The organism is Photobacterium angustum (assembly GCF_002954615.1).
GTDB lineage: Bacteria > Pseudomonadota > Gammaproteobacteria > Enterobacterales > Vibrionaceae > Photobacterium > Photobacterium angustum_A.
On record NZ_MSCJ01000003.1, the window covers coordinates 689,195 to 715,124 of the forward strand.

Sequence of the window (25,930 nt, forward strand, 5' to 3'; positions counted from 1 at the left end):
AAGCCTCTATCGATTAAAAAATCATCAATTTGATGGTGCGCAACATGTTTAACATGATTGGGATTGTTACTATCAAATTGAATAAACAAAAAGGTTAAGAAAGTATGACTACCATGGATAATAAGAATTTAGGCATGATCAAGCTTGTGAATGGAGACGGCTTTATTCTTAAGGCTGGAGATAAAGTACAGCCTATTATTGATGAGCATACTCTTCAGCCTGATGAAATCGTTGTTACTAATGGTAACGCTAAATTTATAATGAATAATTATGGCGTTGAACAAGTCATTAATCAGACATGCCCAACTTGCGTAATAACAACGCCTGAAGGTATTAAAGCAACGGATCTTAATGAAAAAATCGCTTTTAATTATGAGGGAGCGGAAAATACAACGTTCGCTTCTGGTGATATTGATGCAATTCAAGCTGCGATTTTAAACGGTCTGGATCCTACTCAACTTTTTGAAGCACCTGCGGCTGGTAATGAATCAGCTGGTAATGTAGGCCTTAATGGATCATCTTCTGCTGCAAGTTTTATAACGATTAATTACGATAACGATGCACTTTTAGCTGAAGCTGGCTTTGACACGGCTTACGATCCAAGTCGAAATACAGACAACCTAGATCCACTGGCTATTTTAGCTCCTGATGGCGGCGAACTAGGCTCTTTACTGATAACTGAGGGTGATCTCAGTGATAATACCTATCCTGTTGTTTCTTCAACATCTATTTTTGTAGAGGCTGCAACGCTTCCTCTAGATGCTTCATCGTTTGTATTTGATCCTCTCACCATCAATAACGTTTTAAATGAATTAAACAGTGAAATCACATCAAGTGGTAAGGCTGTTACTTTTGTTTACGATACAGCAACGAATACGATCATCGGTACTCTAGATGGTCAATCTGTTATGTCTATTGCATTAGAAGCAACGTCAGAAAATGGGCGTGATGTAACTGTAACAGTAACCACTACGATTAATCAGCCAATTGACCACTCTGGCGATAATGCTTCTGGCTTAGTCAGTCGTGATGGCGATCAAATCAATATTGATGTTGCTATTCAAGCAACGGATAGCAGTGGTAATGCATTAGATAAGCCAATTAATGTTGATATTGGTGTTATTGACGGTGCAAATCCCGAATTTGGTACTGATACCGGAGTGACAATTAATGAGGGCACTCAAGCTGATCAGATTATTGATGGAAAGGTTCCACTGGATGTTGGTTCTGATGCAATCGCAACTATTAATTTTAATGCTGAGCAAGCAGGCTTAACGGCAATTACAAGTAATGGTCGAGAAACAACATTTACCGTTGATGGTAATGTTTTAACTGTTTTAGATTCATCTTCGCAACCTGTGATGGTGGTGACTATTGCGAATGATGGTACCTACACTGTAAAAGTGACTGGGCCTATTGACCAAAACAGTGACGATATCGCTAATATTAAATTAGATGTTACTGCGACAGATAAAGATGGTGATACCGCTCAAGGTGAGTTAAATATCACTATAAATGATGGCACTGATGCAGCGGGTGGTGAACGCGTTTCTATTACATTAACGGAAGGTGATATTGACGTTGATGGGAGCGGTACAAGCACTGGTGGTAATGATTCAACTTATCCCGTTATTCAAACAGGGAAGCTAACTCTTGTTGCTGGTAACGATCGTCTTAATCCAGAAACAGTTGAAATTGATGCAAGCCAGAAAAGTGCATTATTATCTGAGTTAAGTACAGAGCTTACCTCGGGTGGACAGGCTTTAGTGTTCACTATTGATGCAAATGGCAACCTAATCGGTACAATTGAAGGTACTGATACTATTGCTGTGCGTGTCGAGTTAATACCGGCACAAGATGGCCTGAATGTATCTGTTGATGTAAAAATCATTCAAGAATTACCACTTGATCATAACCTTTCCGGAAATTCACAAGGTTTTGTTACTGTGAATGGCAGTGACATTTCAATCAATCTTCCTATTCAAGCAAAAGACACTGATGGTGATTTTCTTGAAAAACCTGCGCAAGTAGATATCACGATCAATGATGGTGATAATCCTGTTTTTGGTATTGATCCTGGAACAGAAAATCCAATTAATGAGACTGACGATTTAGGCAAAGTTGTCGATGGGAAAATCCCCCTTAATGTTGGCTCAGACGAAATATCTCACATTCACTTTGATGCTGAACAACCAGGCTTAGCGAATATTACGAGCAACGGCAACCCTGTTACTTTTTCTGTTTCAGGTAATACCATTAACGTTGTTGATGCTGAAGGCAAGCCTGTAATGACTGTTACTATCGCTAATGATGGTAGCTACAAAGTCATTGTAGAAGGCGAGTTGGACCAAGATAGTCTTAATATTGCGAAAATAGAATTAAACGTCACAGCAACAGATAAAGACGGCGATACGGCGCAAGGCCAACTAAATATTCAAGTAGAAGACGGTGCAATTGCCGGTGGCGGTGAGTCTGCAAGTATTACGATTACAGAAGGGGACTTAACCCCAGAAGGTAATGAAGTAGGGTATCCCGTTTCAGCAAGTACTTCTTTAACGATTACAGCGGGTGCTGACCGATTAGACCCAAGCTCGATTACGATTGATGAGAAACAACTCGAGGCTTTAAAAAATGAGCTTACAACAGAGCTTAGTTCTGACGGTAAGCCATTAACATTTACTTATGATGTAGCAACGGGTGTATTAACCGGAAGCGCGAATGGTGCAACCGTTGTTAGTGTAACATTGACAGCCCTTCAAGCAGCGAATGGTAAAGATGTTGATGTAAAAGTTACCATGACTCAGTACGGGCCATTAGATCACAATGGTAATGAGGTTGATGGTTTAGTAACTAACCACAATGATCAAGTTGTTATCGATTTACCTATTCAGGTGAAAGATACCGATGGTGATTGGTTAAAAGATCCAGCAACCGTTGATATTACTGTTGTCGATGGCGAAATCCCCGCTTTTGGTGTGGATAGCAAAGCGACCTTAAATGAAGGTAGCGATGGCATTGCAACAGGTACGGGTAATATTGTTGTTGATAGCGGTAGTGATCAGGTCGTTAAGGTTACGTTTGAGGCGAACCAAGACTCTCTTAATGGCTTAACCAGTAATGGTCATGCTACCACTTATTCACTGAGTGCTGATGGCACTACGGTGACGGTAGTATTAGCGAGTGATCCATCACAAGTTGTAATGGAAGTGACTATTGATATCAATGGTCATTACGTTGTAACGCAAAAACAACCTATCGATCAGGTCGATGATACCGCAGCAGATAATGAAAACATTGCTTTATCTGTTGTGGCAGAAGATAGAGATGGTGATGTAAGCAAGCCTGGTAATATTGAGATCTCTATTCATGATGGTGCAAATGCATCAGGTAATGAGCAAGGGGCTATTACTATTACAGAAGGTGATTTAACGCCTGAAGGTAATGAGCAAGGTTACCCAGTAAGTGGTAATACAACGATAGCTATTGCTGCGGGTGTAGATCGTCTTGATCCGACAACAGTAACCGTTGACCAAACACAAGTTAATGCGTTAATCCACGAGTTAACTACTGAACTTACAACAGCAAATGGTACGGCGATTAACTTTAGCTTTGATGCTAAAACGGGGTTAATAACAGGTACTGCGGGTGGTGAAACGGTATTAACGGTATCTGTGAGCGCTGTTCAAGCGGTAAACGGGCATGATGTTGATGTTAACGTGTCTATTACGCAATTTAAGCCACTTGATCATAATGACAATGGTACCGATGGCTTAGTTAAGAGCGTTGATGACAAAATTGTTATTGATGTTCCAGTCCAAGTTAAAGATACCGATGGTGATTGGTTAGACAAACCTGCCAATGTTGATATCACTATCGTGGATGGTGCGAATCCTGAATTTGGTACTGATAAGGGTATCACCATCAATGAAACTACCGATGCTGATAAAGTGATGCATGGTCAGATCCCGCTAGATGTGGGCTCTGATGATATCCAAACTATCCACTTTAATGCGACCCAAGATGGCCTAGCTAACATTACCAGTAACGGTGAGCAAACAACGTTTACTGTTAATGGCAACGTATTAACCGTGGTGGATGCAGACTCTAATCCTGTGATGGTGGTGACGATTGCTAATGACGGTACCTATACCGTTAAAGTAACCGGACCTGTTGATCAAAACAGTGCAGATATTGCTGATATTAAGCTTGATGTTACCGCGACAGATAAAGACGGTGATACAGCTAATGGTGAATTAAACATCACGATTAAAGACGGTGAAGCGGCTGCTGGTGGTGAGAATATTGGCATCACTATCACCGAAGGTGACCGTGATGTGGATGGTAGCGGCACAAGCACAGGTGGCGCAGATACCACTTACCCTGTCGAGAAAACCGGTGAATTAACGCTGGTCGCGGGTGAAGATCGCCTTGATCCAACCACCGTTGCCATTGATGCGACGCAGCAAGCTGATTTGATTAAAGAGCTAAATGCAGAACTTACATCTGGTGGTAAACCGATAACCTTTACGATTGATGCCAATGGTAATTTGGTTGGTACCATTGCCGGTACTGATACGGTTGCCGTACGTGTTGAATTAACCTCAACGCAGGTGGGTCAAAACGTTAACGTCGAAGTCAAAATCATCCAAGAGCTGCCACTTGATCATAAGGCTTCAGGTAACAGTTCAGGCTTTGTGACTGTCGATGGTGACGACATCTCGATTAAAGTCCCTGTACAGGCGAAAGATACCGATGGCGATTGGTTAGAAAAACCTGCCAATGTGGATATCACTATCGTGGATGGTGCGAACCCTGAGTTTGGTACCGATAAAGGTATCACCATCAATGAAACTACCGATGCTGATAAAGTGATGCATGGTCAGATCCCGTTAAATGTGGGCTCTGATGATATCCAAACCATCCACTTTAATGCGACCCAAGATGGCCTAGCCAACATTACCAGTAACGGTGAGCAAACAACGTTTACTGTTAATGGCAACGTATTAACCGTGGTTGATGCAGACTCTAATCCTGTGATGGTGGTGACGATTGCTAATGACGGTACCTATACCGTTAAAGTAACCGGACCTGTTGACCAAAACAGTGCAGATATTGCTGATATTAAGCTTGATGTTACCGCGACAGATAAAGACGGTGATAAGGCTAATGGTGAATTAAACATCACGATTAAAGACGGTGAAGCGGCTGCTGGTGGTGAGAATATTGGTATCACTATCACCGAAGGTGACCGTGATGTGGATGGTAGCGGCACAAGCACAGGTGGGGCAGATACCACTTACCCTGTCGAGAAAACCGGTGAATTAACGCTGGCCGCGGGTGAAGATCGCCTCGATCCAACCACCGTTACCATTGATGCGACGCAACAAGCCGACTTGATTAAAGAGCTAAATGCAGAACTTACATCTGGTGGTAAACCGTTAACCTTTACGATTGATGCCAATGGTAATTTGGTTGGTACCATTGCCGGTACTGATACGGTTGCCGTACGTGTTGAATTAACCTCAACGCAGGTGGGTCAAAACGTTAACGTCGAAGTCAAAATCATCCAAGAGCTGCCACTTGATCATAAGGCTTCAGGTAACAGTTCAGGTTTTGTGACTGTCGATGGTGATGACATCTCGATTAAAGTCCCTGTACAAGCGAAAGATACCGATGGCGATTGGTTAGATAAACCAGCCAATGTAGATATCACGATTGTTGATGGGGCGAATCCTGAATTTGGTACCGATAAAGGTATCACCATCAATGAAACTACCGATGCTGATAAAGTGATGCATGGTCAGATCCCGTTAAATGTGGGCTCTGATGATATCCAAACCATTCACTTTAATACGACCCAAGATGGCCTAGCCAACATTACCAGTAACGGTGAGCAAACAACGTTTACTGTTAATGGCAACGTATTAACCGTGGTTGATGCAGACTCTAATCCTGTGATGGTGGTGACGATTGCTAATGACGGTACCTATACCGTTAAAGTAACCGGACCTGTTGACCAAAACAGTGCAGATATTGCTGATATTAAGCTTGATGTTACCGCGACAGATAAAGACGGTGATAAGGCTAATGGTGAACTCAATATCACGATTAAAGACGGCGAAGCAGCTGCTGGTGGTGAGAATATTGGCATCACTATCACCGAAGGTGACCGTGATGTGGATGGTAGCGGCACAAGCACAGGTGGCGCAGATACCACTTACCCTGTCGAGAAAACCGGTGAATTAACGCTGGCCGCGGGTGAAGATCGCCTCGATCCAACCACCGTTACCATTGATGTGACGCAACAAGCCGACTTAATTAAAGAGCTAAATGCAGAACTTACATCTGGTGGTAAACCGTTAACCTTTACGATTGATGCCAATGGTAATTTGGTTGGTACCATTGCAGGTACTGATACGGTTGCCGTACGTGTTGAATTAACCCCAACGCAAGCGGGTCAAAACGTTAACGTCGAAGTCAAAATCATCCAAGAGCTGCCACTTGATCATAAGGCTTCAGGTAACAGTTCAGGTTTTGTGACTGTCGATGGTGATGACATCTCGATTAAAGTCCCTGTACAAGCGAAAGATACCGATGGCGATTGGTTAGATAAACCAGCCAATGTAGATATCACGATTGTTGATGGGGCGAATCCTGAATTTGGTACCGATAAAGGTATCACCATCAATGAAACTACCGATGCTGATAAAGTGATGCATGGTCAGATCCCGTTAAATGTGGGCTCTGATGATATCCAAACCATTCACTTTAATACGACCCAAGATGGCCTAGCCAACATTACCAGTAACGGTGAGCAAACAACGTTTACTGTTAATGGCAACGTATTAACCGTGGTTGACGCAGACTCTAACCCTGTGATGGTGGTGACGATTGCTAATGACGGTACCTATACCGTTAAAGTAACCGGACCTGTTGACCAAAACAGTGCAGATATTGCTGATATTAAGCTTGATGTCACCGCGACAGATAAAGACGGTGATAAGGCTAATGGTGAACTCAATATCACAATTAAAGACGGCGAAGCAGCTGCTGGTGGTGAGAATATTGGTATCACTATCACCGAAGGTGACCGTGATGTGGATGGTAGCGGCACAAGCACAGGTGGCGCAGATACCACTTACCCTGTTGAGAAAATCGGTGAATTAACGCTGGTTGCGGGGGAAGATCGCCTTGATCCAACCACCGTTGCCATTGATGCGACGCAACAAGCCGACTTGATTAAAGAGTTAAATGCAGAGCTTACATCAGGCGGTAAACCGTTAACCTTTACGATTGATGCCAATGGTAATTTGGTCGGTACCATTGCCGGTACTGATACGGTTGCCGTACGTGTTGAATTAACCCCAACGCAAGCGGGTCAAAACGTTAACGTCGAAGTCAAAATCATCCAAGAGCTGCCACTTGATCATAAGGCTGCAGGTAACAGTTCAGGTTTTGTGACTGTCGATGGTGATGACATCTCGATTAAAATCCCTGTACAAGCGAAAGATACCGATGGTGATTGGTTAGATAAACCAGCCAATGTAGATATCACTATCGTGGATGGTGCGAACCCTGAATTTGGTACCGATAAAGGTACAACGATTACTGAAACAGAAAATGGCGCAACAGCAACTGGTAAGATCCCGCTGAATGTGGGTTCAGATGATCTTGCTCATATTGATTTTGCAAAGTCTCAGCCTTCTTTAGAGAATATTATTTCTAATAACCAAGCAACGCGTTATGTGGTTGATGGTGATGAAATTAAGGTAGTTATTGACGGTGGTGCTAATGATGGCGCTGCGGTAATGACGATCGAAATCAATTTAGATGGTAGCTACACCGTTCATCAGTACTTGCCGATTGAACAAGACAACAGCAAAGGCGATACCGTTGATATTAATCTAGCTGTCACTGCGACTGATAAAGACGGTGATATCAGTAATACGGGTCAATTAGAAATCCATATTAAAGATGGTCTAAATCCAACTGGTGAAGGTGTTGTAGCAAACATCACTATTACTGAGGGGGATTTAGAAGATCCTAAAGCTGGCAAGGGTTACCCTGTTTCAGCAGATACACACTTTACGGTTAATGCTACAGATGATGCATTAGTTGCTAATAGCTTGAAGATTGCTGATAGCGCACAAGTAGATTTAGTAAAAGAGCTCAATAGCTTAACGTCAAATGGTGAAGCACTGACTTTCACTGTTCACACTGATGCTAATGGTGTAATCACTATTACGGGTATGACAGTAAGTGGTCAAGAAGCGGTAAGTATTAGCATGACGCCGTCCTCATCAGCGAATGGTGATGTGACTGTTGATTTGGCTATTCATCAGTCTCTACCTCTTGATCACATAAAATCAAACGGCACCTATGTTGATGTTACCGGCGGTAAGATCACCATTGATGTACCTGTTCAAATGCAAGATACCGATGGTGACGCTTTAGACAAACCCGTTGATGTGAACATTACGATTAAAGATGGTCAGAAGCCTTCGTTTGGTCATGATTCAACAGCAACGTTGGAAGAAGGGGTATCAGGCACAGCAACAGCATCTGGCACTATTGATATCGATACGGGCAGTGACCAAGTCGCGAAAGTGTACTTTAAAGGTAACCAATCATCGTTGGATGGTTTAACCAGTAATGGTCATGAAACGACGTATTCGTTAAGTGCTGACGGCTCTACTATCACAGTTGTATTAAAAGATAATCCATCTCAAGTTGTGATGGAAATCAAGATTGATGTTAATGGTCATTACGTTGTTGAACAAAAACAACCGATTGATCAGGTTGATGACAAGAATGCTGATAATGAAATTATTAAGCTAGATGTCGTTGCTCAAGACTATGACGGCGATAACAGCAAGCCGGGTCAGATCACGATCAATATTCATGATGGTGAGGATGCAAAAGGTGGCGAAACAGGCTCTATTGTTATTACTGAAGGCGACTTACAACCGACAGCAGGTGAACAAGGTTACCCTGTTTCAGGTGATGTTGAAATTGCGGTGAAAGCTGGTGTTGACCGTTTAGATCCAACGAAAGTCTCAATTGATAGTACGCATCTTTCTGCATTAATTGATGAGTTGCAATCAGAGTTAATGGCATCAGGTTCAAAAATTAGCTTTAGCTATCACGATGGCCAGCTAATTGGTACTGCTAATGGGCAAGTCGTTCTAACGGTTACTGTTTCAGCGGTACAGGCAGCTAATGGCCATGATGTAGACGTTAAAGTTTCCATTACTCAACATGCGCCATTGGATCACCATGGTAGCGAAACCTCAGGTTTTGTTAGTGTTGATGGCGATAAGATTGTTATTGATATACCAGTCCAAGTCAAAGATACCGACGGTGATAATCTTGCCAATAATGTAAATGCACAAATCACCATCAATGATGGTGCCGCACCTATCATTATTTCTGCTCCAGCAATCAGTGTTGATGAAGATGCGTTATCGGATGGTTCACATACATCAAAAGATGGTGTGACGGCTCAAGGCGATATTCAAGTTGATCAGGGCAGTGACTATGTGTCTGACTTTAAGGTCGATGTAAAAGCGTTTAATGATCAAAATACCATTAAGTCAGAAGGGCACGATGTTGTTCTTGAGCAGACAGGTGCGGGTAAATATCAAGGGATAGCGAATGGACAAGTTGTCTTCACTTATACCTTGTTACCTAATGGTCGTTATATTTTCGATCTTAAAGGAACAATTGATCACCCAACCCAAGGTGAAGATTCGCTGAACATCGAGTTTCCTGTTTATGCCGTTGATAAAGATGGTGATACCAGCGGTACAGTCAATGTTGATGTATCAATCAAAGATGATATTCCATCGGTTCAAGATGTAACGCTAAATACTGTAGAGCACAGCACTACGACACTTGAAAATGTGATTGTGGCTACAGGTGCCGATGGTGCACATGTAACAGCCTTAATTGTTGATGGGCAGCATATTGATTTATCGACATTACGTGAGTCGGGCGGCTACCGTATCTATGAAGTGAAAGATGGTAATGAAACGTTAGGCGAACTAATGATTAAGCCTAATGGTGAAACTTACTTTGCTGCAAATGATGATCTAAACCATAGCCAAGAAAACATCATTAAAAATATTGGTTTTGAAGTCACTGATGGCGATGGTGATAAAGCTCAAGGCAATATTAAGCTTGAGATCTCTGATCAAGATGCCACGCTTCAAACCAGTAATAGTCTAGGCCAAGAAGAAGACGGCCGTCATTCTACAGATCCTAACGATAATGTTGATGTGAATCGTGATGGTATTGCGATCAATATGAGCATCAATATTGGTGATAATGATCGTGGTGAGCATATTGGAACTGTGACTATTCATCCACAAGGTGAAGCACATGGCGTCTTTATGTTTAATGGACAGCCTTTAGCTGTTAATAGCGATGGTTCAATTACTATTCCTGCTGATGCATTTAAAGCTGATGCAAGTGGTGAAAATTACACGCTACAGGGCGTGACTTTTGTTCCTGCAGAAGACTTCTCGACATCTGCGAGCGGTATTAAATTTGATGTAACTGCACAAGTAAATACGACCGATGGTGGCAACCACCCAGTAATGAATGGTGAGTTCTCTATTGATGTTCAAGGTATTGCAGATACACCAACATGGAATGCAAACTCTGTTGATCATTATGTTGTGGATGAAGACGGCTCTAATGTTCTATTGAGTGTCGCGGCGGATCTACAAGATACCGATGGTTCCGAGGTTCTGTCCTACTACATTACGGTACCTAAAGAGTACCAAGACAAATGTACGTTAGAGATTGGTGGAAAATCACTGGTTGAGACATCGCCTGGATCTGGCATTTACAAAGTAGATGCAGAGCAAATAAAGTCTGTTGAGGTTAACCCAGTAGATAACTTCAGTGGTGATATCAAGCTTTCAATTACTGCAGAGAGTAAAGAACTTGATAACTTTGTTAATGGCCATCAATTTGCAGAATCAGAAGCAAAAGAGATTGTGATCAACGTCAATCCTATAGCTGATGATGGCACGTTAAAAGTGACGCGTGTTGAATCGAAAGAAGATGAGCGAATTGATCTATCAACACATATCAACTTTGTGTCGTTAGATGATAATACTGATAATTCAGAGCATTTGTTCTTGCAAATCTCTGCCTTGCCTGATGGTGCGGTGCTGTATTTAAACGATCAGATTTTAACGCCAAATGCGAGTGGTGTTTATGAAATCCATTATGAAGATTTAAATGGTTTATCATTACAGCCACCATTAGATAGTAATGTTGATTTTAGCATTTCGGTAAAAGGTGTGATCCGAGATGTGGCGACCATTACTGATGCGAACGGTAATGTAACAACTGAAACCAGTGAAAAAGTGATTGGACCTCAGTCGATTGATGTCGCGCTTACCGGTGTTGTAGATGTACCTAAAATAGAATCCGATAATTCTGATTGGACAAAATTAGATGACGGTAAAATTGGTCTACAAACCACGATTAAAGAAGATGGCGAAGCGCACTTTGACTTTAAAATAGTATCGGGTGAGCACACTATTGGAGGCGCAACCGATGGTTCAGAAACATTAAGTGTTGTGATTTCTGGTATTCCAGAAGGTGCCAAACTTTACGATCAGCATGGTAATTTGCAGACACTGGTGTATGCCGGTGAAGATGCGAATGGTCAGCCAATTTACCAAGTTAATTTAGATACATTAAATGATGTAGTTATCGTTCCACCAGAAAATAGCTTAGAAGACATCACGTTAGATGTACGAGTTGTAGTGACTGAGAACGATGGTGCGAGCAAAGCCTTTGATGGTGAGCTAGTTATTCATGTAACGCCTGAAATTGATGCAACGAACTACGATACGGTATCTAAAGGCTTTGAAGATCAAGCAACTGTAATTAACTGGTTACCACCAGAGTTTAGTGATTCGCAAGAGCACATTACCGCATTGACACTTAATGGTTTACCTCAGGGATATCAGCTGTTCTTAGGTAATACATTGTTAGTCGCTGATGCTTCAGGAAAAGTGACATTTAGTGATAGTCAGCTTCAACAGTTATTGGGCGGTACTAACCTAACAGTGCGAGCTCCTGAAGATTCCGATCAAGATATTACGTTAACTTCAACGGTTACGGTATCTGAAACGGATGTAGATGGTAATAAAGAAACAGTATCAAAAGATATAACAGGTACATTAGTCGTTGATATTAAAGCCGTTGTTGAAGATGACGGTCACTTAACCGTAATTCATGATGGTAAAGAGCTTGATACGATTGCTTGTGATTCTGATGGTTTAATTGATTTATCCAATGATGCTAATTCAGACGGTAAAATTTCATGGATTGAAGATGATAAATCCAGCCATGAAGTAATCACTCAAATTGTATTAGAACCTATTCCTGAAGGTTTTGTGATTATTGGTGGTATTAACAATGGTGATGGTAGTTGGACAGTACCTCAATCTCAACTGGGTAATTTACAGATCAAAGCACCTGATGGATTTACAGACAAACTTGAATTACAAATCAGTGCATTAGTACAAGATCAAAGTGATGATGGTGATGTTAGTGGCTTAGTTGTTAAAAACGATACGTTGACGCTCGACTTTAGTAAGAATACTGAGCATCACGAGGAAAAAGCCGCTGATATTGTCGTTAATGATGATTACATTGTGACAGGTAATGAAGATCAGCATCTAAACCTTGGTCAGCAACTGATGGATAAAGTCGTACAAATTAGTACTACTGGTGGGCATCAAGCTAATGATGAATTCACTCTCGTTATTAATGCGAAAGACCTACCGAACGGTGCATCTATCAGTGGTGCTGATTTCGACCATGTGCGAAATGAATATGTAGTAAAAGTGCCTGTTTCTGCTGATGGTAAAGTTGATCTATCAAGTGTAAATATCATTCTACCAAAAGATTTTGCTGGTGATTTTAAGCTTGATGTGAAGTATGTCACTACCGATACCGAGAGTGGTGATTACCAAACAAAAACAGATACCATTTCAATTCAAGTTGCTCCACAAGTTGATGGACCTAAATCCGTCGATATCAAAGTGGTTGAAACGGATGGGCTTGATGGTGATAAACAGCCAACTTCTGATGATAATAAAGAACATGTTTATAAAGATGTCGCATATGAAGATGGAGATATTAAGCTCGATTTATCAGCGACTTTAAAAGATTCACATACTGATATTACAAACGGAGTTGAAAGTGTTGAATCAGTAACACTAACGCTAAAAGACAGCAGTGACGGCGTGTTCATTGATGAACACGGTAACGTGTTAGGTTCATCCATCACGATTAAAGAAAGCGAAATGGGTAATATTCATTTCCGTCCTGCGGCTGATTTTAGTGGCAAGGTTAATATTGATGTGAAAACAACCGTGGTTGATACCACGCATTATGATGATACAAACGGCGGTGATGTATCAGCGTCAAAGACGTTTGATAATACCGTGAGTTTTGATGTTGTTGCTGTGAATGACGAAGTCAAATGGCACGGTATTGATACGACAATAGTAGGCAATGAAGATACCGCAATTTCATTAAGTGGGATCGGTGGTTCACTACAAGATAGCGATGGCTCTGAGCATATTGTTTCTATTAAGTTAGAAAATATACCAGATGGTTTTATTGTTGAAGGTGCAACTAACAATGGTCACGGTATTTGGACACTTAGCGGTTCAGGTGAATCATTTGATTTAAGCAACGTGAAAATTGTGCCACCGAAAGATTTTAGCGGCACAGTTAATATCGATATTGTTGTGTTCTCAAAAGAAGAAACGTTGGATAAACCTGCTGAAAATCGTGAAACCATCACTATCGATGTACAGCCAGTTGCGGATAAAGTCGATACTGATGTAAATCCAAATGCATCTGGTGATGAAAATGGTTCAATCACGTTGGATTTAGGCATTAAAGCTTATGATGACGAAAACACCGTTAAGCATCCTGGCTCAAATGTGCATGAAAATGGCGCGGAATCATTACAAATCACCATTACTAATGTGCCTGATTCAAGCTCATTCACATTACCTGACGGTGTTCAAGGAAGTTGCACTAAGCAACCAGATGGTTCATGGGTTATTAAAGTAGATAGCTCTCAGCTAGATACATTGACCTTCAACCCAGGTGATGCAAATCAGAATAATTGGGACGGCAAATTAGATCTCGATATTCGTGCGGTAGATAACGGTGTTGTTGGTACAGATAGTGTTGCTGTTCAAAAAGAGATTCATGTTGATGTTACGCCAGATAATGATGCGCCTGTAAACCATTTACCATCAGATCCGCTGACGGTTGAAGAAGATGCAACACTCTTGATTAAGAATCTACAAGTTACTGATGTAGATAGCCATGATCATGGTGCTGTAATGAATATGACCGTAACGTTAAGTGTACAACATGGTCAGCTAACCATTGCTGATGGAGTCGACACAACAGGCTTGGTGATTAAAGGTAATGGTGATGGCACCTTAACCATTGAAGGCTATATCACAAAGATTAATCAACTGTTAGATCAAGGCATTAATTACGTTGGTGATAAAGATTTTAATGGTACTGATAGTCTTACCATGACCACTAACGATAATGGTAATTCCGGTGCGGGTGGTGCTCTAACCGATACTGATAGCGTGGATATCACGGTTACGCCTGTTAACGATGCGCCAGTGAATACAGTACCTGATGCATTTACTGTTGATGAAGATAGTAGTCATGTGATCAATGGTCTTAAGATCAGTGATGTGGATGCAAAAGAAAATAGCGCATCAGGTGACATGACGGTAACGTTAGAAGTTGGTCATGGCCAATTAGCGATTATTGCGACTGATAAGCAAGGCTTGAATATTGTTGATAATGGTCATGGTAAATTAGTTATCAGCGGCGATATTAATAAGATCAACGCATTGTTAACTGACGGTATTAAATATACTGGTGATGAGAATTACGCAGGTAAAGATCAGTTAACCATGACGACAAGCGATAACGGTAACGCTGGCACTGGTGGCGTATTAACGGATACTGATACGGTTGATATCACTGTTACGCCTGTTAATGATGCGCCAGTAAATAATCTACCAACAAGTATTACGGCTGATGAGGATGTTGCAACAGCGATCACTGGCTTGCAAGTGTCGGATGTCGACTTTAATGAGTTGGCAAATAACACAGGTATGTCGGTACAACTGACTGTTGGTCATGGTTCATTAACCATTACATTGCCCGACAACAGCCTAGTTAAAGTGGTTCAAAATGGTGTAGGTAATGTCACTCTTGAAGGCTCAATGGATGATATTAATGCCGTGCTTAATAGTGGTGTGAATTATACTGGTGATGCTAATTACAGTGGTAAAGATGAGCTAACTATTACCACTAATGACGGTGGTAATACGGGTACTGGCGGTAATCAAGTTACAACCAATAAAGTTGAAATTAACGTTGCGCCAAAAGCAGATGCTCCTTCGTTAAGTTTAAACCCAGAGCTTATACAAACGGCAGCAATGAGAAGTTCATTAGGCACTATGCTTCCGTTAATCGGATTATTAGCTGCAGCATCAACAGATGCTTCTGAAACTTTAACCGTTAAGTTAATGCACTTAGGCTCAGGTCAAGTTGTTGATAAAGATGGTAACGTTATTGGTACCGATTTAGGCAATGGTAATTGGGAAGTGCCTGTTGATAAGGTCGATGGTTTGTATATTAAAAACCTTGATAAAGGTACACACACTATCGATGTAGTCGCAGTATCTACTGAATCTGATGGCTCATATGCAGAATCTGCACCTGTGAATATCAATATCGTCGTAGATGATTTATCACAAACAAATAACGTTATTGGTCACAATTCAAATATGAGTGGCGATAATCTGATCATCGACAGTACTGCAGCAGCAACGCTTTACGGTGGTGATGGTGATGATGTACTGGTTGGTGGTTTAGGCTCTGATATCCTTGTTGGTGGTGCTGGTGATGACATTCTATGGGGTGGTGATTTAGGCGGCCATGGTGATGGGGTGAAAGATACCTTCCTATGGTCAGAAAGTGATTTCGGTACGGCAAATGCCCCAGCGACAGATAAGATCATGGATTTTGAAGTCGGTATTGATACCATCAGTTTAGGTGATTCACTACATGCTAAAGGTATTCAGTCACTTGATGATTTACAGCATCGTTTAAATATTACAGAAGAAAATGGCAGTACATTGATCCAAATATCTAACGATCAGGATCAGGTTGTACAAAATATTCTGCTGGAAGGCGTGAGTAATAATGACTTGTTTGGTGATCACTCATCAGCGATGAGTAACACTGACAAGTTAACCTCGCTATTTAATGATGGCAGCCTTGAACTGACTAAAAACTTCGGTGATGACACAAATAATGACTTAATCGCAGATAGCCAAGGTGAGTCTTTATTTGGTTTCGATGGTGACGACAATTTACTCGCGGGTACTGGAAATGACATCTTAACTGGCGGTGCTGGTGATGATCTCTTTACTTGGCATGAAACATCTCTATCCAATAGCAATAATACCGATACCATTGCTGATTTTGAGCTTGGTAAAGATAAGATTGATATCCGAGAATTGCTTGGTACTGATGATAGTAGTAAGTCAGATATGGATAACTTATTGGATCATGTAAGTGCAGGTGTTGATGATAAAGGTAATGTTAATCTTGATATCACAACAGATGACGGTAAGACGCAAAATATTGTCTTAGATAATATTCATCCAGCCCATGATCTTGGGTTAGTGGATGGGGCTTCTTCTGTTGATATTATGAATTCACTGTTTGATCACAATGCATTTAAGATAGATAGCGGTCACTAAATAGAAAAATAGAGTCTAAAAGCAGCCCTTAGTGGCTGCTTTTTTTTATCTAAAATTGCGTAGTTATTCATTTAATTTACGATAAGTGCAGAAAATAAGCCTATACAAAGGAAACTCACGATTAATATAAAATAATAATCTATAAATAATGACTAATTAGACATAAACGTGTTTTGTTGCCGTAAATGTAAAAATTTTGTTATGTTAATTGCTATGTATTTAGCGGATGACATGGATGGAAAATGAAAGCATTTGAAGCGAATTTTGATGGTTTAGTGGGCCCGACGCATAATTATAGCGGTTTAGCTTACGGTAATCTTGCGTCAGCTAAGAACAGCGCAAAAGCGTCTAATCCTAAGCAAGCGGCGAAACAAGGGCTGGCAAAAATGAAAACCCTTGCTGATCTAGGCTTAGTACAAGGGATCATTGCACCACAAGAAAGACCAGATATTGCTACGCTCCGTAGTTTGGGCTTTTCTGGCTCAGATAAAAATATTATCCTGCAGGTAGCAAAACATAATCCCAAGTTACTAGCATCTTGCTATTCAGCTTCCAGTATGTGGACAGCCAATGCAGCAACAGTATCGCCATCTGCTGATACTGTTGATAAGCGGGTACATTTCACCCCAGCTAATTTAGTTAATCAGTTTCACCGCTCAATAGAACATGTGACAACAGGTAAGATTTTAAAAGCAATGTTTTCGAGTGAAGTACATTTCCATCACCATAACGCTTTACCTTCAGTGAACCATTTTGGTGATGAAGGGGCGGCAAACCATACCCGCTTTTGTCGTGAATACGGTGAAGCTGGCGTTGAATTTTTTGTTCATGGTCGTCATGCTTTTGATAGTCGTTTTACTCAACCAAAGAAATATCCAGCAAGACAAACATTTGAAGCCTGTGAAGCGATAGCACGTTTGCACCAGTTAGATGAAGCGAATCTTGTTATTGCTCAGCAAAATCCTGCTGTTATTGACCAAGGTGTATTCCATAATGATGTGATTGCTGTTGGTAATAGAAATTTATTGTTTTGTCACGAGCAAGCATATGTTGATCAAACGAAAGTGTATGCAGAGTTAAAACAAAAAATGGGTGATGACTTTAAGATCATTGAAGTACCTACTTCGAGTGTGTCGATAGATAATGCGATATCAAGCTATCTATTCAATTCACAATTATTATCGTTACCTAATGGAGAAACCGTACTGGTTTTACCGCAAGAGTGTGAAGAAAATAGCCAAGTTAAACAGTATGTAGAGCAACTCGTAACGAGTCAGCAAGGCATTGATAAAGTGATGATCTTTGATTTGAAGCAGAGCATGGCAAATGGTGGAGGACCAGCATGCTTACGACTACGTGTTGTGCTTAATGAACAAGAACTGCAGGCTGTAAATCCTGAAGTGTTAATGACGGATGACAAATTTGCTGTTTTAAACCAGTGGGTTGATAAGCATTATCGTGATCGTTTAGTTGAAGCTGATTTAGCTGATCCCAATTTGCTGGTGGAATCTCGCACCGCATTAGATGAACTGACTCAGATACTTAATTTAGGCTCGGTTTATAACTTTCAGCGGTGATCTTGACATAAACAAAAGGCGATAAGTCGAGTGATTACTTATCGCCTTTAAAATTGTTTATACAAGCTAATGGTTACTTTTTACCAAATAGGCTTGAAGCTAAATTCATGATGCCGTCTACACCACCCACAGCTTGAAATAGCTCAGATGCGATATCACCATTTGGACTTGCTTTATCAATGATACCTGGCAGTGTTTCTTGTAAGCCTGTTACGGCTTCATCTTGAGGCATTTGTAGTTCGTTAGCAAAGTTTGATAATTGATCCTGATTGAAAATCTTAGCAATATCATCTGCAGAGATGGGTGAGTTTTCACCATTACCTAACCATGATGAAACAATATTTGCTAGACCAGCCCCGTTTAGTGACTGAAGAAGACTATTAAAATCAATCCCTTCACCATTGCTATTACCACCCAGAAGGCGAGCAAGTGCCGATACAATGCTGTTTTCGTTTAGACTATCAGTATTTGCACTAGATTGAGCAAATAATTGAGCGCCAATACGTAATATTTGTGCGATATCCATAAATTAAACCTTAATTAGTAAACTTAAGCGGTAGCTGGAATACGAAGTTTTTGCCCTGGGAATATTTTATCGGCATCGATAATCACTTCACGGTTAGCGTCAAAAATTTTCTGGTAATCAGCACCATTACCTAATGTTTTTTCAGCGATTTTCCATAGGCTGTCGCCTGATTGCACTTCGTAGAAAGATACTTCTTCTGCTGAAGCTGGCGCTTCAATATTATCAACAACAGATTCAATACCTGCGGTATTACCAGTCATAAGGATTGCTTTTTCACGTGCTTCAGCGCTCTCTGCTTGACCTGAAAGAGTAGCAACACCATCTTTAACTTCAACATTTAAAGCAGATACGCCAGGGTTATTATCTTCAATATGTTGAGTGATTTTTGCAGGAGCCTCTTCTTCATTGCCAAATAATTTTGTGCCGATGTTACGAGCGAAGTCTAATAAACCCATTATAAATATCTCCTTATGATGAATGACAAAATATTAAGTTATTCTCTAACGATACTAGACGAAATTTTGAAAATAATTCAATTTATTAAATTATGGTGAGGTATCGATACCTGATGACTCGGAAATATAGAAAGCGGGAAAATAATGCTGAATTCTATTTTATTGTTAAATTGTGAACTCTGATTTGTTACATGAATAATCGTTTCTTTTCGCTATTAAGAATGTATCTAATGTATGGCAAGTAATTTTATTGTTTAAGCTTGACCTGTTTTAGCGCTAAACGTGATAATACGGCTATAAATTAGTGTGTCTACACTGATAAATAATGATGAATGTTACGGAGTTTCAATGGCAAAGCTAAGTCTACAAGAGCAGATGCTAAAAGCAGGGCTTATAGATAAGAAGAAGCTTAAAAAGGCGGGTAAAACCACTAAAAAATCTCGTACTCAAGCGAAAGAAGCAAAAGCTGCTGTTGAAGCAAATCGCATAGCACAGCTAGAAAAAGATAAAGAGCTTAATCGCGTTCGTGATGAAGAGATCAAAGCGAAAGAGCTGGCTGCTCAAATTAAACAGCTTATTGAAATGAATCGCTTGGATCGTAAGAGTGGTGATATTGGTTACAACTTTACTGATGGTTCAACGGTTAAAAAGATCTATGTCGATAAAGTAATGCAGAATCAGTTAGTAAATGGTCGTTTAGCGATTGCACGTTACCTTGATGGCTATGAAGTGATCCCTGCTTCTGTCGCTGATAAGATTGCACAACGTGATGAAGAATCTATTGTATTAAATAATACAGTGGCTGACAGTATTGCAGATGAAGATGATCCGTACGCAGACTTCGTCATTCCAGATGATTTGATGTGGTAACCATATCTTACTGAATAAATAGGTTCAGAGATTAAAAACCGATATAGCTAAAGCAAATAGGCTCTTAGCGTTATCGGTTTTTTTATACGTGTTTTTTAACCTTCGTAATTGTAGTGCATCAGTATATTATTTTTATCGCTAAATCATGGGGTACTGAGCAATATCCACGCTATCGTTTGCGTGTGCAATAATTAAACATACAGATGTAAATATGATAAAAAGAGCATGGTATATAATGCGAATGTTTATCATTTGTGGTTTATTGATAGCATGATGTAGTACTTAATGATGCAACTTCTTGAACATATCAATTCGATTGTGATTCAGAAAATCATCAACATAGCAGGACAATAATAATGAATAGTGATATCGCTCGTTGGTTGGAACGCGATCCTGACCCAAAAACACGAAATGAATTAGAACAGCTTATCCAAGACAATAATCAAGCAGAGTTAACGGATCGTTTTAACGGTCGATTAGCCTTTGGTACAGCGGGATTACGCGGAGTTGTTGGTGCTGGGCCTAATCGAATGAACCGCTTAGTCATTCAAGAAACGGCGGCAGGATTAGGGCAATATCTGTTACGTTCAGTCCCTGAAGGGGCCAGCAAAGGTGTTGTTATTGGCTATGACGGGCGACCTGATTCACAACAATTTGCACATGACACAGCATCAGTATTAACCGCACAAGGCATTAAAGTTTATTTAACGGTAAAAGTGGCGCCAACGCCAGTTGTTGCCTTTGGCGTGAAACATCTTCATACCGCTGCTGCTGTTGTTGTTACTGCCAGCCATAATCCTCCGCAATACAATGGCTTTAAAGTCTACTGGGAAAATGGTGCACAGATTATTCCGCCGCAAGATGCTGGAATCGCTGATGAAATTGATAAAGCGACAAAACATGAATTATCGTATTTACCGCTAGAAGAGGCTGTAGATAAAGGGCTACTCGTTTGGCTAGATGAAGACTACTACCAAGCTTATCGCCAAACGATGAATACTAATCCGTTACTGATGAATCACACCAACCCGCAATCAATTAACATCGCTTATACGGCAATGCATGGTGTTGGTGCCGAAATGGCAGAAACATTATTAACTGATGCTGGATTTGACCATGTTTACAGTGTTGCAGCGCAAAGAGAGCCTGATGGTACTTTCCCAACAGTCAAATTTCCTAACCCTGAAGAAACTGGCGCGATGGATCTTGTTATTGCGGAAGCAAAAAAACACGATGCAGTATTAGCTTGTGCCAATGATCCAGATGCAGATCGCTTTGCTGTTGCGGTTCGTCGTGACGACGGTGAATACCAAATGCTAACAGGGGATCAGGTTGGTACATTATTCGGCTATTACTTATTAAGCCATGCACATGCCAATCAAAATCTAGTTGGGAATACAATTGTATCTTCAAGCTTACTTGGCAAGATTGCGACGACTCTTGGAGCGCGTTATTACCAAACGTTAACGGGCTTTAAGTGGTTAACTAATGTAGCGATGGCACAACAAACAGAAGAGCATCAATTCCTTTTCGCATACGAAGAAGCATTGGGTTACACCATTGGTAGTAAGGTGTGGGACAAAGATGGTTTATCTGCATTAGTTGCGTTTGCACAATTAACTGCAGAGTTGGAAGCAAAAGGGCTAACTATTTGGGATCAATTAGAAGCTATCTATCGTGAGTATGGTTTGTATATTAATGCACAACGTAGTATTGGATTGGATCCAACCGCAGCGCCTATCGGTGATACATTACGCCATCAACCACCAACAGAGATTGCAGGGTTACCGATTGTATGCACAGAAGATTATAAGCAATCATTGAGAACATTTAGTGATGGTACGGTTGAAGGTATTGAATTACCCGTTAGTGATGTATTGATCTATCACTTACAAGGTGGGGCTCGCGTTATTGTTAGACCTTCAGGGACGGAGCCAAAAATAAAATGTTACTACGAAGTAGTAGAGCCTATGTTACATGAAGATACCATGATTCATGCCCAGCAACGTGCTCAAGAAGCGATGGATATGTTGATTGAAAAGCACCAACAGTCATTGTAAGTAAATCGATTTAGTAGAACGATGATGAGTGCGGCAATAATAGATCACCAATGATCTATTTTGCCGCATTTTTTATGGCGGTGACTGCGGTAAACAACGTGGAAGTAGCCGTGCAGATTAAAGACCATTTGGCTATGTATGTGAAACGGTAAACAAGATGCTATCGTGAAACATTTACGTGTATAATCAGCAAATAATATACTATTTAAAAAGTTAGGGTTTCCTATGCATGATTTAAATTTATCTATACCTGATGATTACGAAAAAGAGCCAGAGCTCCCTATTCCCGAGCTTGATGAGCAGAAGAAAATTGTTGCTGAATTAAAGCGATTAGAAGAGGCAGGTGAGCTAACACCAGAAATTCTTCATGCATTTATGACCGGTGAAAGAAAACCGGAATAAGTATTAACTGAGCCTCTGTATTAAGATGATTTTGTCAAATATACAGGGGCTTGATTATTTCTGTAATTATCGATACTAACAAATTGATAATATAAACAAAAAAGTCATTCAATATAGGTTCTAAGTAGTAACAAAATAGCATATGACATAAGCACTTGATTGCATTAATGTGTGCTTATTATTACGGCTGTGTGAGCATACCTATATATGTATTATGTGACCGCCAAGAATATATTTCTAAGTGGCTGGGGGCGTGCAGGTAAGTTTGATTGTTATGTTTGTATTATTTGTAAAACAAGGCATGAAGCAAGTATTGTTGCAGTGAATGCTCAACATCGTTCAGATCTGCAGCGAGTAAAAATACATTCAAAAATCCCATTATCGTTAACAGAAGATACGTTAAAGATTGGTCGGCATATCCTTACTGCTTACATTGTAAAAGTACTCGATAAAACCACAGAGCCTAAACTATTTATGCCGAATTATTTTCAATATAGATCTAAACCTAAAATACTAAAACGATAGGTAAGATGTCTTATGGTCAGTATTTAGGATCTAACGCAATAACAATATGATAAAGATCAGATCCTAAAGTATTTAATTAGTGATGTTTCACACCGTTACGAACAATATCTTTACCATTATCATAAACATCTTGGCTTAACCAGCGTCCATAAATCAACTGCTGATTCTTATCAAAAACAGCGATGAAAGGGCGACCATCAGCGTTATTTTTAGCTAAGCCAATGCCTTCTACATCTTTTAAGCCTAAACCACCATTTTCAATTGAGATAATAAAGGTTTTTAGCTCTTCTAGCGTTTCAATAACGTCTTGTTCAATTTTCATTTGTTAATTACCACATAGTAAAAAAAGCGTAAGCTATTTATAAAATAACGTAGATATGAATTTAACTCTACAAGGTAATACTCTACCTCTGATGCTTTATTTTTGAAATGGCTAGCTTTGTATCGTATAAGATTAAGTTAAATAAATGAAAGTTTCACAAACGGACTGCATAGAAAATAGCCATATAAACATCATCATATGGCTGATAGTACTTAATATTAAAGGCTTTCATTGGCTATACATTGATTCGCAATATACTTTAATTCTGCCAATGGATAACGCTTATAAAGCTCACTACAGCTATATATCAGCGTTATCGTGTGATCATTGTTACTTAAGGCTCCAAGTGTGATTGTTTCAAGCCAACTTAGGTGAGGGGGAGGCGGTAATACATCACGAGATTGCGGAAGGTTTTTTCCTACTGTCGCAAAAGCGGCTGTATAACTTTGCCAAAACCATTGTAATGCTGTTTGTTTATCTGGGAAATATTGTAACAGTTCGATAAAAGCGTGAAGGGCAGTAATACCATGTAATAAGGTAGAGTTATTTGTCTTATGGTAATACTCAACGACTAACTGTAATACTTTTTCTATTGTTATATCAGCAGGGACGGGAGCAAGCTTTAGATAGTTAGGATGCTGTGCCACTTCAAAAATACGCTGACTAACATTATTGGTTTGGAATGAACTATTTGAAAAAGCATACACCAGTTGTTCTAACTGCTGCTCTGCGTTGTATTTCTCTGTTATCGATAATGGAGTAATAAGTTGATAGCTTTGATCCCAATAGGCTAATGCATAAGCGATCTCACGTTGCTGCTGACTTTTTATCGCATAAGATAACCGTATCATGCACTGGAAAGCTTGTGCATTAAAACTAGCAATTAACCTTGGCATATAGGCGATGAGTGTTGTTTCTACACCATCATTTTTAATACGTTGTTCTATTTCATTCGCTTGTTTAAGAAAGGGCTCATTTCGAACGACGTTTTCAAGCTGCGTTATATATTGATGATAGAAAAGTAATACACACTCGTCATTTGTTCCCATTTGATCAAGTGCAACTAAAGTCATTGGTAAATGATTACTGATCCCATTTTTATAGGTTGGTTGAAATTGTAATCCCGCTACAATTAATTCGTTGGTTAATAATGATGTTTTCATATATCGCTTCCATGCAATTTACAACATATCCAAGATTAGACGTTCTAAATAAGAGTGCCTACTTTTAATCGTTTAAATGATTGAAAAATAGTAATATAACAGCAGTGTTTTAGAAATATAGAATGAGTTTATTGATGAGGTTTCTAGTAAAAGTGATGAAATCTTATAACTGAGTAATAGCACCATACATTTGCAAACTACATTGTTCTATTAAGAGATGACTAATAGGTTGTAGTTTATGGCTTGGCGAATATTTTTAACGTTGATAGCGTGTGGTTCAATGATGGCTTGTAATAGTGATAATGCAAATGCAGTAAAGGTAAATACAACGCCTGAGCCTGTACAGTCAGAATCGGTTGAAGCCCAACCGGTAGATGATAGCTTGTCTGAGTCTGAGTCTGAGTCTGAGTCTGAGTCTGAGTCTGAGATCTTGACTCAATCGGTTCCAGAACCTGAATGCGACTTAGAAAGTGTTAATTTACTCGATTTTGTTCCTTGGCAACGTGAAGAAGGCTGGTGGGTTGGCGAATATACCTTTTTAGGGGCAGATGGTGATCCCAATGTTTCTGCGAGTTGGCCATATCGTTACGATCACTATCGCGGATTTATTCATTTAGAAGTCATTGGCAACAGTATTAAACAGCGTAACGTGTTTTTGTATCCAGCTAAAAATTCATCTGAATGTGATTCTGTTGAAGATGTTGTTGGCTCTGGTATATGCGGTGATAACGGTAATGAAAAAGTCTTTAGTGCTGATCAAAGCGCGTCAGATTGTGATGGTAATTTATCTGGACCATTTGAAGCTTTTGGCATGACGCTAAGTACCACAACAACATTGATCGGTGATGATACTGTACTTTATCAAGTACGTTTACCCGATGGGAGTTTTACCCAAAATCAGCTAACGACACTACCACCGAATGATACTCGAGTACGTACTGCCCAAGGTTTCTTTATGGGGGCTTCAACATATGCGAGTTATTATCGAGAGCGTAAGGTGACAAAAGAAGAGTTTGTGCAGTTATTAGAAGAAACACGCCAAGAATACAATATATTAGAGCTTGATTATTGTGGTTATGATTCGGGTGGTAGCCCAAGCAATGTGTCCTGTGATGAACATTTTGGTGTGGCGTTAGGAAATTAAACATAAAGACCAACAAAATATGTTGGTCTTTAT

The 25,930-nt window shown here is 40.1% G+C and carries 11 protein-coding genes; 7 read left to right on the forward strand and 4 right to left on the reverse strand.

All coding sequences use genetic code 11. The annotated features are described in order from the left end of the window. Positions 1-104: 104 nt before the first annotated feature. A complete protein-coding gene (locus BTO08_RS17845; RefSeq protein ID WP_105061957.1) occupies positions 105-16,853 on the forward strand; it encodes a retention module-containing protein in 16,749 nt (5,582 codons plus the stop codon). A gap of 242 nt (positions 16,854-17,095) precedes the next feature. Beyond that, positions 17,096-18,430 (forward strand): N-succinylarginine dihydrolase, encoded by a 1,335-nt coding sequence (gene astB / locus BTO08_RS17850; protein ID WP_105061958.1) that lies wholly within the window; start codon positions 17,096-17,098, stop codon positions 18,428-18,430. A gap of 73 nt (positions 18,431-18,503) precedes the next feature. Here astB and BTO08_RS17855 read toward each other — a convergent pair whose 3' ends face one another. Together BTO08_RS17855 and lysM are read right to left on the reverse strand one after the other, a co-directional pair. Further along, entirely contained in the window at positions 18,504-18,956 is a 453-nt protein-coding gene (locus tag BTO08_RS17855; RefSeq protein ID WP_105061959.1) for a YidB family protein, read from the reverse strand. Positions 18,957-18,979: 23 nt separating this feature from the next. Then, positions 18,980-19,411 (reverse strand): peptidoglycan-binding protein LysM, encoded by a 432-nt coding sequence (lysM, locus tag BTO08_RS17860; protein ID WP_105061960.1) that lies wholly within the window; start codon positions 19,409-19,411, stop codon positions 18,980-18,982. Between the two features lie 348 nt (positions 19,412-19,759). On the opposite strand from lysM, the gene BTO08_RS17865 reads away from it, so the two are divergent. From BTO08_RS17865 to BTO08_RS17880, 4 genes are all read left to right on the forward strand, one after another. After that, positions 19,760-20,281 (forward strand): DUF2058 domain-containing protein, encoded by a 522-nt coding sequence (locus BTO08_RS17865; protein WP_005365952.1) that lies wholly within the window; start codon positions 19,760-19,762, stop codon positions 20,279-20,281. A gap of 356 nt (positions 20,282-20,637) precedes the next feature. Then, positions 20,638-22,341 (forward strand): phospho-sugar mutase, encoded by a 1,704-nt coding sequence (locus BTO08_RS17870; RefSeq protein WP_105061961.1) that lies wholly within the window; start codon positions 20,638-20,640, stop codon positions 22,339-22,341. A 225-nt stretch (positions 22,342-22,566) separates the two neighbouring features. After that, complete coding sequence (locus BTO08_RS17875; protein ID WP_005365948.1) at positions 22,567-22,743, forward strand: ATPase; 177 nt, start codon at positions 22,567-22,569, stop codon at positions 22,741-22,743. A 207-nt stretch (positions 22,744-22,950) separates the two neighbouring features. Beyond that, positions 22,951-23,268 carry a hypothetical protein gene (locus BTO08_RS17880; protein WP_105061962.1) on the forward strand — a complete coding sequence of 106 codons (318 nt, stop codon included), beginning with the start codon at positions 22,951-22,953 and terminating at the stop codon, positions 23,266-23,268. Positions 23,269-23,344: 76 nt separating this feature from the next. Here the strand turns inward: BTO08_RS17880 and BTO08_RS17885 are convergent, their stop codons facing one another. Both BTO08_RS17885 and BTO08_RS17890 read right to left on the reverse strand, forming a co-directional pair. Further along, a complete protein-coding gene (locus BTO08_RS17885) occupies positions 23,345-23,590 on the reverse strand; it encodes a hypothetical protein (RefSeq protein ID WP_005365946.1) in 246 nt (81 codons plus the stop codon). Positions 23,591-23,808: 218 nt separating this feature from the next. Continuing rightward, positions 23,809-24,753, reverse strand: a complete 945-nt coding sequence (locus tag BTO08_RS17890) for a questin oxidase family protein (RefSeq protein ID WP_105061963.1) — start codon at positions 24,751-24,753, stop codon at positions 23,809-23,811. 238 nt (positions 24,754-24,991) lie between these two features. On the opposite strand from BTO08_RS17890, the gene BTO08_RS17895 reads away from it, so the two are divergent. Further along, positions 24,992-25,897 carry a hypothetical protein gene (locus tag BTO08_RS17895; RefSeq protein ID WP_105061964.1) on the forward strand — a complete coding sequence of 302 codons (906 nt, stop codon included), beginning with the start codon at positions 24,992-24,994 and terminating at the stop codon, positions 25,895-25,897. Positions 25,898-25,930: the final 33 nt, after the last annotated feature.

Coding starts and splice junctions, on each gene's coding strand:
- BTO08_RS17845 (WP_105061957.1), top strand. CDS start 105: ATGACTACCATGGATAATAAGAATTTAGGCATGATCAAGCTTGTGAAT.
- astB (WP_105061958.1), top strand. CDS start 17,096: ATGAAAGCATTTGAAGCGAATTTTGATGGTTTAGTGGGCCCGACGCAT.
- BTO08_RS17855 (WP_105061959.1), bottom strand. CDS start 18,956: ATGGATATCGCACAAATATTACGTATTGGCGCTCAATTATTTGCTCAA.
- lysM (WP_105061960.1), bottom strand. CDS start 19,411: ATGGGTTTATTAGACTTCGCTCGTAACATCGGCACAAAATTATTTGGC.
- BTO08_RS17865 (WP_005365952.1), top strand. CDS start 19,760: ATGGCAAAGCTAAGTCTACAAGAGCAGATGCTAAAAGCAGGGCTTATA.
- BTO08_RS17870 (WP_105061961.1), top strand. CDS start 20,638: ATGAATAGTGATATCGCTCGTTGGTTGGAACGCGATCCTGACCCAAAA.
- BTO08_RS17875 (WP_005365948.1), top strand. CDS start 22,567: ATGCATGATTTAAATTTATCTATACCTGATGATTACGAAAAAGAGCCA.
- BTO08_RS17880 (WP_105061962.1), top strand. CDS start 22,951: ATGTATTATGTGACCGCCAAGAATATATTTCTAAGTGGCTGGGGGCGT.
- BTO08_RS17885 (WP_005365946.1), bottom strand. CDS start 23,590: ATGAAAATTGAACAAGACGTTATTGAAACGCTAGAAGAGCTAAAAACC.
- BTO08_RS17890 (WP_105061963.1), bottom strand. CDS start 24,753: ATGAAAACATCATTATTAACCAACGAATTAATTGTAGCGGGATTACAA.
- BTO08_RS17895 (WP_105061964.1), top strand. CDS start 24,992: ATGGCTTGGCGAATATTTTTAACGTTGATAGCGTGTGGTTCAATGATG.